Source organism: Parashewanella tropica (assembly GCF_004358445.1).
Classification (GTDB): Bacteria; Pseudomonadota; Gammaproteobacteria; order Enterobacterales; family Shewanellaceae; genus Parashewanella; species Parashewanella tropica.
Genome location: NZ_CP037951.1, coordinates 3,930,967 through 3,943,973, shown reverse-complemented (window position 1 = coordinate 3,943,973; position 13,007 = coordinate 3,930,967). Strand labels below are relative to the sequence as shown.

Here is a 13,007-nt window from a genome sequence, read left to right as displayed (position 1 = left end):
GTGAGTATAACGAATTGATATAAATTGTAGTGTTCAGATGTCTCAAGAGAAATTATCCCCCTCCCTTTCTGTAATTAGCCCCTCACTGGATGCCCATTCATTACAATATCCAATTAAAACCTGCTTTAGTGGACATCAAGTGGGTCGAGTCGGCAAGAATTCAGAAACGATAGTTGTACATAAGACGACTTCTCCTTCTTGTTTTAAGTGTGGTTGGGGAATGACGTCAACCTCTAAAGTATATGATTTAACGCAGATCCCTTTAGAGCATTTGATATTAAAAAGCAGTGAACAAGCCATTACTAAAGATACGCAACAAGCATTGAAAGGATTTTTAGATCAAATGCTGAAAGAGACTCACTCTATAAAAGGGTCTCCACAATGGGACAGAACCTGTCATCGATATTTGACTTCAGGGTGTAAAATTCAGTCCATGTTTCCAACCTTATTTTCCATTGGTTTGGATCTTCATCAACAGATAAGTACAGAAGCTAAGCAACAATTGTTGGCTAAGCATAAAGCGTGTTCCATGGTGAATTATCATGATGCTCGATTTTGTGATGATAAATTCAGTGAGTGTGGTTCTCTCCCTGAGCCCATACGTCGACAACAAGTATTGACTGTACCAGATTTCACTGCTTGGGTTGGTTCTGAACCGATCGACAAGGGAAGAGTTCTTGATAAGATCATCGCTCAGCACCTGAAGAAAAAAGGGCTAACACTGGCTAATCCATTTGTGTTCAGAGGTTTTATTGCCCACGAATATGCTGAAAAAATTGCCAAGAGGACGATGTTTCAAGATGCATCGGACTCTCCAATTATTTTTCATGGGCCAAGAACGCATTGTTTACAAGTTTGTTCGTTGCTTGATCAAAAAGAGATGTCTACCAGTGACTTGAACTTAATTCTAATTTTTCGTGCTTGGATGTTCTTTTTTGATTCTCAGGAGGCAAAGATTCCTACTCACTATGAGCGTTCAAATCGGAGCTATTTTCATGGCTTACCACAACGTTTGACTAGTACGACACCAGGCGGGGTTCATCTCTTATTGTTACAAAAACAACTTTCTGGTTGTGTTAGTCGGGTACTATCTCAGGGGACGATGCTTCAAAAAAGGGAGTTATTGGCGTTATTTTCAATTCCAAGTGAGCATTCAACACACGATGTAGACAAAGATCTGGCGTTTATTCACGAAGTATTATGCGTATTCGAGGCATATATTATTGATTCATACTACAGAGGATTTTCAAAAGCAGGTTATAAGGATTTACCAATGGACTCTGTAGACAGTTATAAAATTAACAGTTTGGAAGCGTTAAATAGAAAGTGTGATTATGAAAAGATCTGTGCGCAACTTAAGAAAGGTTACACTGTCGCAGCCATTTTTCGTCGCACTCACTCTTCACAACCAGAGCATAGAGTGTTTGACAGTGTTGAAGACTACCAATCATTTTACCGCAAAATGAGAAGGTTTAATTCTTTTGGTTATATCACTGATAAACACCTTTCATCTGATGAAGGTGCGAGTCTAAAATCCTTGTTAGCCAGAATTCATGAATTATGATCAAATATCGCTAGCGATATCCAATTTTTACTCTCTGAGCATTTATTACGTGTGTTGATAATCTGCGCAACTATCTGGTTTTAACTATAAATTTACTTGAAGCTCAAGCAGTGAGTCGCTATAGTTCCAATCAGTGTCGGAATGTAGCGCAGCCCGGTAGCGCACTGTCATGGGGTGTCAGGGGTCGGAGGTTCGAATCCTCTCATTCCGACCATTTTTCTTCTTGTTTTATAAGCAAAAAATCCATCATGCCGTACTCGTGATTTTTAAAATGCGCGAGATTTGCGCGAGATTCGCGCGACGCCTCATCGAGTTTTAGCCCTTTTTTACTTACCTAAATATACTGATTTATCAAAGTCTACAGAAATTTATAGTTGTTCATTTTGATTATTTATTCTGTGATCAATAACAATCATCACTGTTGGATGTTGGCATTTTGGGTTTGTATCAATACCAATTAGCTGCGTCTCTTAACACCATTCCTAGAAAGTTATTAAGTTGAATTTTATAGCCTGCTAGATCCAAAGTACGTTTCTAATAACTTTAAGGTATATTGAGCAAGTACCTTGAATATTGGAATAAATAATGAATAGCTATTTTGCACTACATAAAGATTATGAGTATGGTCAGGAATTCAAAACCAGTATGGGTTACGGGTTTAAGCCTGAAAGCTCTCAAAATTGGTTTAAAGAAAGCCTAAAAGGTACAAGAGTTCATCCTACAGAGGGGAGCTTTGTGTACGTAATTCAGCGGGAAAAAGGATCTAAATTCTATCAGCTAGTAGGGAAATACCGGATTGTTAGGTTTAGTAAAAATGATGTTTCATGGGGCAATGAGAAGACTCATAGAGCCAAACTAGAAGAATTGATGGTTCCTAATGCACCAGTTTTTTTAAATGATGCTGCGCTGGAAGAAATTGGCAAGCAAGGTTATCAACTTTTTTATGATGATCTTGTCCAAGAATTAAGAAAACAAAACTCATCGTTTAGACAGCCATTAAAAAAGAACGTAGGCAACATGCTTGATTGGTTGTTAAAAATAGCCATTGATGAACCTCAAAATATGGAAGAACCCTTTGATGAAAGTTATCCAAACCCTGAAGATGCTTATAAGGTGGCGGAAATGAAAGTTCGCAAGGGGCAAGAACGGTTCCGTAAGAATGTGGAAAATGTATGGAAAGGTAAGAAATGTGCAGTCACAGGAATCAATTTTGAGCCGTTATTAATTGCGTCACATATAGTCAGGTTTAGTGACTGTAAAAATGGTGAGCACTGGGATGGTGCAAATGGAATGTTTTTGACTGCTCACATTGATGCTCTTTTCGACAAGCATTTGATTACTTTTGTTAAAAAAGCAGGGAAGTACCAGATAAAATTCTCGAAAAATGTTGAAAGGGAAGCTTTGAGTGCCCTAAAAGTAAATGAATGTGATGAACTGAAAATTGCCGATTTAGAATCTAAAGAATATTCGCGATTTGAAAAATACATGCTGGAACATAATAAAATCTTTGATACTAAAAATAGATAACTTAGAGTAAACAGATGGAAATATTTAATAAAATAAAGCAGATGCCTTATATTCGATACTAAGTTACTCAGGGTTGATAAAAATGACTGAACTAAATGCTCTAGTGACTCAACAGTACCAATCACCATACCACCATCGGAAAAAGGTAACCTTGGTTTCAGTAGTTTCAATTTAGCTTTAACTCATTGAGCTGACATCTAAAATCTCAAACACCAAAAAGTAACTTTTCAGGTAACCAATAAGGAACCAAGTTACTTTTTGTCTTCGCGTCCAGTACCAGTTAAAACATCACTTCACCTTGATTTCGGCAAATGGCACTTCAACCCATTGCACATGATTTTCGGTGTAGATTTTGGTGCTCTTGGCATCGGTGTGTGCCATACGTGATTGTGGATCGATACCTTGCTTATCAAACAAGTGTGCGGCTAATGCTCTGATCTCATGGAATGTTGGTCGTTGCGATAGCGTGAGGTGATCACAACAGCCAACTTGGTCACGTACTTTTGAAAAAGAGCGACTTATGTAGTCTGGGGCAACTTGGGTTAAATGGGAGACTTCTTTACTGAGTGTGTTACTGCAGCGCTCAGGTAAACGGTGAACAACGAAATTGCTGATCAAGCTGTCACGGCTACGGTCAATAATTTGCTTTAACGTATCACCAATGGGTATGGCGACATGTGCCGCTTCTTTATGTTGTACTTTTTGCCTGTGAATATAGAGCTTGCCATAGACCAAACCGCTGGCGGTTAGTTCTGGCTTTTTAAACCAATAGCAGCCGCAGGTTTTGCAGTCAGGTGTTTTCAGGTTGTAGCGTATGCGTGAGATCTCTAGTCTTGCATGAGTAGTTTGCAAGCTTAAATCCATGGCGGTCTGTAGCCATAAAGGTGCTGCAGCATGGATCTCGTGATACCAATCTAACTTTAACCGTTGGCGCTTTTTCTCATTGAGACGTTTACGTTTTTTAAATGAAGCGGGATTCACCGTCATTAAGCTTTCGTCAATGGCATAAGAAAACAGCTTTTTAAGCCATGCTACCTTGCGGTTCTGAACATTGGGACTGGCTTCAGGGTGATATTCAGCAAGGTAGTCGTTAACGTGTTGCAGGCTGATCTCAGACGCTGGCACATTGATGAAGAACTCTTTAACTCTAAGTGCATCTTTTTCCATGGTACGTTTAAAGTCATCAGATGGCTGTTCTTCTTTAAAAATCCGTTTTAGTAGTCCATCCACATGATGACCAAAGTAGCTTTCCGTTTCACTGTCAGCATTAAGCAATTTATCAACCGTGATGCCCACTTTAGGTCGAGCAATACGGTTGTATTCTTTAGCAACAGAAATGGCAACTTCTCTGTCTTTTCCTAACTGCTTGTAGCGACCGTCAACTAATTTAATGCGATAACTACCACGTCGAGCATCATAGTACACATGCTCTGGTAAATGTTTAGTTAGTTTACGTTTGCGAACATCAGCCATTACGCCCTCAACAATGCACTCACATCATCTGAAACTTTAGACATCATTCCGGCTCTTTCGTTGGCAAAGACGTAAGCTTTGCCATCAATAAAGCGCCCCTCAATAATGCCAGATTTTATCCAGCTACGGATAGTTTTTGCTGTTGGCATAGAGCCTTGGTCAAATTCTCGTTTTGCCCATGCAGAAGCACGCATAAGTTTATGGTTCATAGTAAATCTCCTCGTTGAAATACCCAACATTTCACACAGTTCGATTTTTTCATGGTTGGGAATGATTGATTTAAGCGATGGTTCACCGCACTGTTTACTGTTTTTTGCCCTACAAAGGAATGAATACGGCTTATTTTGAGTAGCCGTTTTAGCTCACTGAGCAGAGGGATATGTTGTTTTCTTGCCGCTGCGGCTTCGGCAAATTGGTTCAGATTAATGGCGATAAGCTGCGGATCTCTTGCGTGATTAACAGAGTTAACTTGCTCTGATTCTAAAAATTCATAAACGTCCCAAAACAATTGCAGTTGGGGGTGATCACGACTGGTCGCTTGCTGTCTTTCTTTGGCTATGGCTTCAAGTAACTGTTGAGTTTCTTCTACTTGCCATTGAGGGAGCTGAAATATGCTTGCCATGGCTTCCATTAGTGAGCAGAGTTGAGCATGATTTTTAGCGATGCGATTACTGCGAATATTGCACTCTTGTTTAAGCCGCTTTCGATGTAAAGGCATTCTTTCTTTAACAATAGAAAGAACCTGATCTTCATTCAAAATGGCTTTGAGCATAAATCCTGATACCTGCTCGATTTCAGCTGACTCTAACCACTCAGCTGCTTCAAGGCTTTCAGAAGTTTGGCTTTTGCCATCAACAGGTAGTTTTACAATCCGCTGCAATATGGCTTTGTCGGCTTGCACATCAAAGTTTTGCTCAATAAGAATGGCACCACGAAATTTAGGGTTACGAGTTTCATTGTCGTTACTTTTTATTCCACGAGTGCATGTAGGTCGCCCGTTGTACAACATCTTGAACTCTTCCCAATCAAAGCGAGCAAACTTGGAATCTTTACTGGGATCTCTTTCGGCTTCACTGATCACCAAAGGAAGATTCCCCACTTGTGCTAATGTCCTCGCTCTACCTGATGGTGTAGCATTATTGGGATCAAAGCCCTCATAGTCTGAGCGACCACAACACTTCCATAAAAACTCAATAAGAGTGGTTTTACCGCCACCGGGTTCACCCGATAACTCGAAAAAGCAGTAAGTTTTTTGTAGCTTGCGGATCTGCTCAGCAAATAGACTTCCAAACCAAAATACCAGAGTGACAAATGCCTTTGCTCCAAAGGCTTGCCATAGCTTGTTAAAACAGTCGGAATTGAACTGCTCAAGGTCGATATTAATATTTAGTTGTAGTGAGTAAATGGATTTAACGGTGAGTGGTGGAATGTCGAAGTATTCATCTTCATTGAGGTGATAAATCCGTCCTTTCTTAACGGCAATGTCATTAAAAATATAGGACTCGTGCTCAACGCTGTAGCCCATGTAATCCAGAGCTTGAACTTGCTTGATATCATAAAGCTGCTTTTCTACTAAGTGATCGAGCTGATGCGTATTCCCACGAAAAATCGCACCTGATGCTACTGTTAATAAGCGCCTTTTAAACTCATAGCTTGAGCTGAGTTGGCAGCCTGTAAACGTCGTTTTTATCGAGTAGTTTTGGTGAGGAAAGTCAATTCGAAAAGCATAGCGAACTTCTTTGGTATCATTAACTTGGTATGAGTAAAGTGCTTTTGGAAAGCACTTGGATAGCAGCTTTATTTTGCTGGACTCTCTCATTGCCTGAGCTTTAATTTCAGCTTGATTGCTTTTATTCAAATCATTTTCTGCAAGTTGTTCTTCTACCTTACGGCAGTTTTTCACATCAATGGTGAACCAGTACAAAGAGCAGTTAAAATCAAAAGTAAATTCGGTATAACCCTGCTTTTGATAGATCAATAAAGCCTTATCCATAGCTGATCTTGTGACCAGTAATTTGCCAAGGTGTCGGTAATGCTCAAGATGTTCAGCTGTCATCTTTTCCCTTAAAAGCAGTTCATTCCAATCCAGTTTTATTTTGGCTGTGTAGGGTTGAGCAGCTGTGGCTTGCCAACCCAGTTTTCTTGCTTTATCAACAAACTTTTGAGTAAAGGATTCGCCAGCATTACCCGTATCAAAGGCGAAGACTAAAGTAGGTTTGGGCTTACCAGCTAGTAACACCTCAAGGTGTTGGAGTGCTTTTTCAGGAAAGTTATTACAGCTCATGGTACTAACGGCAGTTACGCCAGAATGGATCAGGGCAATGGCATCAAATATTCCCTCAGTTAGCCATAACTCTTGAGGCAGGGTATCGACGCAAAAATTGGGAGCTTGCCACCACTCCCCTTGGTACTTGCCTTTGAATACCGCTTTTTTACTGCCAAAACACTCAGGTTTATCAATTAACCTTTCCCAAGTGGTGCCATTGGTTAACGTGAATTTGACCGTCGAACTACTAAAGCCAGTAGTTTTATCAGTATAAGAGCCCTGTTGATACCAATCTTTGATAAGGCTGAGTGTGAAACCTCGTCCGTATTTTAAGTAAGCATCAGCGGTATCGGTTGAACCCTGATTTTCATCATTGACAGGAAAGCGTTCGCTCCAAGAGTTAAATAGATCAGGGTAAAGTTGTTTGATATGCAGCTCATGTCCGCATTTGTTTAATCGTCCACAGCGAAGTAACCAAGGTTCATTTTTAGAAGTATAGAATTCTCTTTTACCGCAGTTAGGGCAAATGCCTTGTTGTAAAAAGTCGGTACTTTGCTTTTTGAAATCAAAGTCTCTCGGTAATCGGCGTAACACTTCTTGATATAACTCTGGATACATCTCAATACTCCACAGCTAACGATAAATGGAAATTACAATTTTGATTGTAAAAATAATTCGACTTTGCGGACATCGTATCTAACAAGTCCAATATACTTTCCCTCGGGGCGAGGAAACTTTCTGTGTCTTTTCCATCGCCAGAGCGTTGCTCTATGGATGCCAAAGTGATCACATAGCTGAGAATTAGTAAACCAAATTTGCCTGACGATAATTGTTGGTTTTGCTCTCATAAAAACACCTTTATACAATTTAAGTTGTATTTAATGGTTGGTATGAGTACATGATGACCAATTACTTGTAAAGTCCACTTTTACCTAAAACGACCTCATTTACCCCAAAGTGCGCTAACTACTTGATTTACCGTGTAGAGAATGAGTTTTAGACAGCTTCTATTAAGCTTGTAGAAATTAGCCTTAATACCATCAATGAACGGTAGGTAAGGTGTTAAAGCTATTAATCTTTTTGCGTTATATAGGCTAGGTGTTCGATTTAAACCTCACTTTGTCAGGGGCATAATTCGTTTTGTCTTGGCGGTGTTGCCATGACGACATTATCTAAGTTAAAACCGTCAGAGTTGAAGGTTGTAGGCATTGCTGCACTGGGTGGTGCATTAGAGTTTTACGACTTTATGATCTTTGTTTTTCTTGCCAATACCATCAGCCCACAATTCTTCCCAGCCACACAACACATCAACTCACTATTAGGGCTCTTTAGTGCCTTTACAGTTGGGTATCTTGCAAGACCAATAGGTGGCTTGGTATTCAGTCATTACGGAGATTTACGAGGTCGAAAAAAAGCATTTTATGTCTCCATTCTATTAATGGCTGTTCCGTCTTTACTGATAGCAACCCTACCTAGTTATCAACATATTGGATTCATAGCACCTGTCGTTCTTGTTTTACTGCGAATAATACAAGGGCTAGCTGTGGGCGGTGAAATTCCCGGAGCGATAACCTTTACGTTTGAGCATGTAGATGCAAGCAAACGAGGTCGAGCTATCGTTATTGTGTTCTTTGCTCTCAGCCTAGCGGTCTTGTTCGCTCAAAGTGTCACAGCTTTGCTGCATTCATTGTTAACCCAAGCGCAATTTTACCTTTGGGGCTGGCGCATAGCCTTTCTAATCGGTGCGATTTTGGGTGTTGTGGGTGGATATATGAGGAAGAACGTATCAGAAACACCTTTTTTAACTCAATCAAAAGTCAGCGAAAAGAAAGCTATATCCCTGCTTTACATCTAATCAAAAATCATTCCTCACAATTGTTACAGGGCTTGTCGATCTTATGCTTGGATGCTGTCAGCATGTTCATACTGTTCCTTTACATGCCCACCTATTTAGTGAATTTTAAAGTGCATCAGCCAATTGCGGCTGATGAGGTGCATCTAATAAACAGTATCAGCTTAGGTGTATTCTCAGTATTTATGCTGCTATTTGGCTACCTTTCAGATCATCTTGGCAGAAAAAAGCTGATCCTTATTGGCTCGATGCTGTTAATTCTTTTACCTTATCCAATGTTTAATATCTTGCTTAGTAGTTCGACTAAAGCGGTATTGGTTTCACTCATTATTTTTGGTGTTTCTTTTTCTTTAGTGGCATCAAGTTACGGTGCAATGTTAGCCGAACTCTTTCCTGCAAAAGTAAGATATACAGGCGTTGGTCTTGCTTACAATCTTGCTTTTGCTGCGTTTGGTGGAACTACGCCACTCATTGTCACTTACTTGATAAAAGTCACCAAGAACCCTTTAATGCCAGCATATTACTTGATGCTACTTGCAGTGCTAGGTTTGTTAGGAACATTAACGATAAAGCCAAACAAGCTTTATTGAACCATCTTTTTTGAGCCGTGGAGTCAACATGCTTCCAGTAAACGATATGATGCTGTTTGTCGATGTGGTTAAGTACAAAAGCTTCACCGCAGCGGCAGAGAAAAATGACAAAACGGCAGCAGCTGTCAGTAAACGCATCTCACAGTTAGAAGCTTCTCTAGGTGTTGAGCTGTTAAAGCGCACAACTCGAAATTTAGCACCGACAGAAGCAGGTGAAATTCTCTATCGGCAGTGTGCGAATATTCAGTTGGAACTTGGCTCTGTATGTGATCAAGTTATTGACGTTCATAACAACCCTAAAGGCAAGATCAAGATATCAGCGTTACAAAATTTTAGTAACCTAGTGCTATCAGACATACTGGAAAAGTTCTTAGCTAAGTACAGTGATGTTGAACTTGAAATCACACTCGATGGCGCACTCGGACCTCTACCACCCATAGGTGAATATGATATTGCCTTTAGATGTGGGCGCTTAGAAGATTCATCAGCGATATCAAGATTGGTGTTTACACACGGCTATACCGTTTGTGCCAGTAAGTCATACTTGCAGCGAAATGGCACACCGAAAACCCTCAATGAGCTTACAAAGCACAACTGCCTCGATTGTCATCATGGTATTCAACTGAAAGAAAGAGTTTGGACATTTTTTGATGGTGATGAAGCCTATAATATTCCAGTCAAAACCAATGTGTTCACCAATAATGCGCTCTTTGTAAAACACCTTGCTTTGAGTGGCGTGGCTTTGACTTATGCTCCGACCTTTATTGTTGCCGATGCCATTAATGCTGGCTTGTTAGTTCCATTACTGAGCCAGTATAAAACAATCACAAACTCAATTTATCTGATCCACCCTCATACCAACAAGAACTTACCCAAACGAATACGATGCTTTATTGATTTTGTATTCGAGAACTTATCAGTGCCATCAATACAGCTTGAACAACAAGGACGATAGAGAAGTTTATGCCTTTTTTACTGGATCATGTATTAATTTGGAGTCGCTCATTTAATGAGTACCAAAAGATATTTTCACTCACTAATGATGACTTAGGCAAAAAAATCTTAGGTTGTGCTGATGGCGCGGCGTCATTCAATGTTACAGCAACATCATTAGGATTTAATGTTACTTCTTGCGATCCCTTGTACGGCTTAGAGCCGAAAGAAGTAGCTAACAAAATCAAGACATCTTGCGAGTTAATCTATCCCAAAATTGTCAGCTGTGCCGATGATTTCAATTGGAACTACTTTAAAGATCCCCAAGAGTTAAAAGCCAGACGGCTATTGGCATCAAAGACCTTCTTAGATGATTTTTCGAAAAGTGGAGATAGTGGAAGATTCATTAATGCAAAGCTGCCAAGACTACCGTTCAAAGACAATAGCTTTGACCTAGCACTATGTGGCAATTTCTTATTTTTATACTCAGAGATTTTGTCGACAGACCTCCATATCAAATCAATACTTGAGTTGGTAAGAGTCGCAAAAGAAGTACGGATTTTTCCGTTGATTGGTAATGATAGAAAAACACCGATGCAGTTAAATCATGTTCTTAAAGCACTTGATAAGCTACCCGTTGAATATCGAATTGTTAAGGTCAATTATCACTTTACCAAAGGCGCAAATCAGATGTTGCAAATCAAGAAAAGACTAAGGTGATCCAAATGCCACAAGAAATGCTCGATGAAGGCACAGGCATTAATATTGTCTACCAACAAAATCAGAACGCCGTTGCTGATATGTGGTTGATACATGGCTTCACTGAATGCAGTGATAGCTTATTGGGAGTATTCGAAACATCAATCACTGAACAACTGAACATATTCATTCCCGATCTCCCTGGATTTGGTAAAAGCCGATTTGAAGAACAATATCGAGATTTAAGCAATGTGATAGCTTTACTTGAACAGCTAATATCAAGGCACTCAGCAGACAGACAACTCATCATTCTTGGTCACTCATTGGGAGCCACCTTAGCCACCATTCTCACATCTAAATTAGATAATGTAGTGTTATTTTTAAATGTTGAAGGGATGCTGGTCGAAGACAAAATTAACGCCCGTTCTCTAACTAAAGCTTGTGAGTTCGAACGCCCAAATGAATTTGTTGAATATATGTGTTCTCGATTAAAAATAGGTGCTGAGTTAGATAGGTTTATCAAACGTTATCTGGAAAATGTTAAAAAAGCTGATCCTGAGATTATTCATGCATGGGCAAAGTCCTCTACAGAGTTGTTAGCCGGAAATGTTGTTGATTTAATCTATCGAAATTTGAAGTGTGAAAAGCTATATGTTTATGGTGAACATAGCATGTCTAGGCTTGAGCTTGAACGTGTAGAAAAAGCTAAGTATGAGAGAGTTAGGATAAAAGAGGTAGGGCACTGGCCGATGCGGGAACAGCCTGATGAATTTTGGCTACTCATCAGTGAAGTTGTAGCCAATATTCTTAATTAAAAAAGATTTATAGAGCCTTTAGCTTGTCATTGATCTTATTAATACATTCCAAAATATTATTAGTTTCTTTCTCAATAACATCTTCGTTGACATTTGTAATTATTTTTTCTCTATTAGCTTTTGGAACACTGTAAGGATAATATCTGGTTTTATTTTTATCGCCACCAATGGATTTCCATAGTTCAGGACAGTAACTCTTATCACTCCGAATAACCCATACTTTCATATCTGATTTGATATTATAAATTCCAAAATATATTAGGGGCTTATCGTTATACTTTTTATGGCTTCTATTTAAGTGAAACTCTTTCCAGTTAAGAGTATCTAGTCTTCTATCTGACTGAGTGCCGTTATAATCAGTGAATTTTTCTAATTTTAATGTATTACAGTTTTCAATCTTAGAAAATAAATTTTCTTTGAATAATTGTAATCCAGATGGCTGATGGTCTATCAGTATTTGTAGAGCTTCACTATGATTCTTCCAAATTTTTTCACATAAGTCAGATAATTTCTCATTTGGCACAATGTTCTTCCTTACTAACATGTCAAGGTAATGTTCTAATATAAATTTCTCTTCACTTGTTAAGTTTGAGTCCGCTTCTTTTCTGTTTAAAATTTTTGCTATTGAATTTGAAACAGCTGAATAACTAGAAAGAAGATATTGTTTATTATTTTCTTCTCCACCTTTAAAGTCATTTGAAGGCCATGACTCATCTTTTGTCAAAAATATAAAATAGTTACTGTAACTTTTATATGTTCTGTCTACATATTTTCTATACTTTTTAAGCTGACCATTACTTTCTATATGATTAATTTTGTTTTCTATCGCAAATACGAACTTATTACTTTTATCTATAATCAATAAGTCAATATCATTTTTCTCTCTTAATATTTCTATGTCTCTATCTTGTTCAGGGAGATATATGTATTTTTGTAACTTTGTAATCAGGTTTTCATTTTCAAATGCATATCCATGTCTGCTATTATTTTTAGTTATATTTATTGTTTCTTTTAAAAAGCTTTCAAAAAAATATTTTGACAATACTTCATTTGAGTTATTAAATAACCATGACAATGTATTTGAATGTTTGGTTTCATAATGTGAAATCCCAACAATTTCAAAAACATTTGTATTTTTAACTGAATTTAGCAGTTCAGTTAGAGAGTCTTGAACTAAATCGTTGTAGATAAACTCTTCAACCTTAGCAAGTTTAGCATCCGTTTGAACATTGCTCATTTTTATTCTCAATCACAATTTATACAGAAGTAATAATTTGTTACTTGTTTT

9 protein-coding genes, 1 tRNA gene and 1 pseudogene are annotated in these 13,007 nt (G+C 38.5%); 7 read left to right on the top strand and 4 right to left on the bottom strand.

The window, feature by feature from the left end:
- Positions 1-37: 37 nt before the first annotated feature.
- The 3 genes from E2H97_RS17435 to E2H97_RS17425 all read left to right on the top strand — a co-directional run bounded on the left by E2H97_RS17435 (position 38) and on the right by E2H97_RS17425 (position 3,091).
- A complete protein-coding gene (locus E2H97_RS17435) occupies positions 38-1,564 on the top strand; it encodes a hypothetical protein (protein WP_133408314.1) in 1,527 nt (508 codons plus the stop codon).
- Between the two features lie 137 nt (positions 1,565-1,701).
- A tRNA-Pro gene (locus E2H97_RS17430) sits at positions 1,702-1,778 on the top strand.
- A gap of 371 nt (positions 1,779-2,149) precedes the next feature.
- A complete protein-coding gene (locus tag E2H97_RS17425) occupies positions 2,150-3,091 on the top strand; it encodes an HNH endonuclease (RefSeq protein WP_133408313.1) in 942 nt (313 codons plus the stop codon).
- A 288-nt stretch (positions 3,092-3,379) separates the two neighbouring features.
- Here E2H97_RS17425 and E2H97_RS17420 read toward each other — a convergent pair whose 3' ends face one another.
- The 3 genes from E2H97_RS17420 to E2H97_RS17410 are packed head-to-tail and all read right to left on the bottom strand — an operon-like array spanning position 3,380 to position 7,448.
- Positions 3,380-4,564, bottom strand: coding sequence for a site-specific integrase (locus E2H97_RS17420; protein WP_133408312.1), 1,185 nt, complete (start codon positions 4,562-4,564; stop codon positions 3,380-3,382).
- Complete coding sequence (locus E2H97_RS17415) at positions 4,564-4,773, bottom strand: hypothetical protein (RefSeq protein WP_121839211.1); 210 nt, start codon at positions 4,771-4,773, stop codon at positions 4,564-4,566. Before E2H97_RS17415 ends, E2H97_RS17420 begins: the two co-directional genes overlap by 1 nt.
- The gene (locus E2H97_RS17410) at positions 4,770-7,448 is read right to left on the bottom strand and encodes a toprim domain-containing protein (protein WP_133408311.1); all 2,679 of its coding nucleotides are present in this window, start codon (positions 7,446-7,448) and stop codon (positions 4,770-4,772) included. The genes E2H97_RS17415 and E2H97_RS17410 overlap by 4 nt, the downstream gene beginning before the upstream one ends.
- A gap of 541 nt (positions 7,449-7,989) precedes the next feature.
- On the opposite strand from E2H97_RS17410, the pseudogene E2H97_RS19025 reads away from it, so the two are divergent.
- The 4 genes and pseudogenes from E2H97_RS19025 to E2H97_RS17385 form a co-directional block, all read left to right on the top strand.
- Positions 7,990-9,234: pseudogene (locus tag E2H97_RS19025) on the top strand (MFS transporter); the annotation flags it as partial.
- Positions 9,235-9,300: 66 nt separating this feature from the next.
- Positions 9,301-10,227, top strand: a complete 927-nt coding sequence (locus tag E2H97_RS17395; protein ID WP_133408308.1) for a LysR family transcriptional regulator — start codon at positions 9,301-9,303, stop codon at positions 10,225-10,227.
- Positions 10,228-10,235: 8 nt separating this feature from the next.
- Positions 10,236-10,925, top strand: a complete 690-nt coding sequence (locus E2H97_RS17390) for an SAM-dependent methyltransferase (protein WP_133408307.1) — start codon at positions 10,236-10,238, stop codon at positions 10,923-10,925.
- 5 nt (positions 10,926-10,930) lie between these two features.
- On the top strand, positions 10,931-11,719 hold the full coding sequence (locus E2H97_RS17385) for an alpha/beta fold hydrolase (protein ID WP_133408306.1): 789 nt from the start codon (positions 10,931-10,933) through the stop codon (positions 11,717-11,719).
- A gap of 7 nt (positions 11,720-11,726) precedes the next feature.
- Here the strand turns inward: E2H97_RS17385 and E2H97_RS17380 are convergent, their stop codons facing one another.
- Positions 11,727-12,956: a PD-(D/E)XK nuclease family protein gene (locus E2H97_RS17380; RefSeq protein WP_133408305.1), complete on the bottom strand. Its 1,230-nt coding sequence runs from the start codon at positions 12,954-12,956 to the stop codon at positions 11,727-11,729.
- Between the last annotated feature and the right edge of the window lie 51 nt (positions 12,957-13,007).

Excerpts from the sequence above, each read along its gene's own strand:
- E2H97_RS17380 (WP_133408305.1), bottom strand. The coding sequence starts at position 12,956 with ATGAGCAATGTTCAAACGGATGCTAAACTTGCTAAGGTTGAAGAGTTT.
- E2H97_RS17425 (WP_133408313.1), top strand. The coding sequence starts at position 2,150 with ATGAATAGCTATTTTGCACTACATAAAGATTATGAGTATGGTCAGGAA.
- E2H97_RS17435 (WP_133408314.1), top strand. The coding sequence starts at position 38 with ATGTCTCAAGAGAAATTATCCCCCTCCCTTTCTGTAATTAGCCCCTCA.
- E2H97_RS17385 (WP_133408306.1), top strand. The coding sequence starts at position 10,931 with ATGCCACAAGAAATGCTCGATGAAGGCACAGGCATTAATATTGTCTAC.
- E2H97_RS17420 (WP_133408312.1), bottom strand. The coding sequence starts at position 4,564 with ATGGCTGATGTTCGCAAACGTAAACTAACTAAACATTTACCAGAGCAT.
- E2H97_RS17410 (WP_133408311.1), bottom strand. The coding sequence starts at position 7,448 with ATGTATCCAGAGTTATATCAAGAAGTGTTACGCCGATTACCGAGAGAC.
- E2H97_RS17415 (WP_121839211.1), bottom strand. The coding sequence starts at position 4,773 with ATGAACCATAAACTTATGCGTGCTTCTGCATGGGCAAAACGAGAATTT.
- E2H97_RS17395 (WP_133408308.1), top strand. The coding sequence starts at position 9,301 with ATGCTTCCAGTAAACGATATGATGCTGTTTGTCGATGTGGTTAAGTAC.
- E2H97_RS17390 (WP_133408307.1), top strand. The coding sequence starts at position 10,236 with ATGCCTTTTTTACTGGATCATGTATTAATTTGGAGTCGCTCATTTAAT.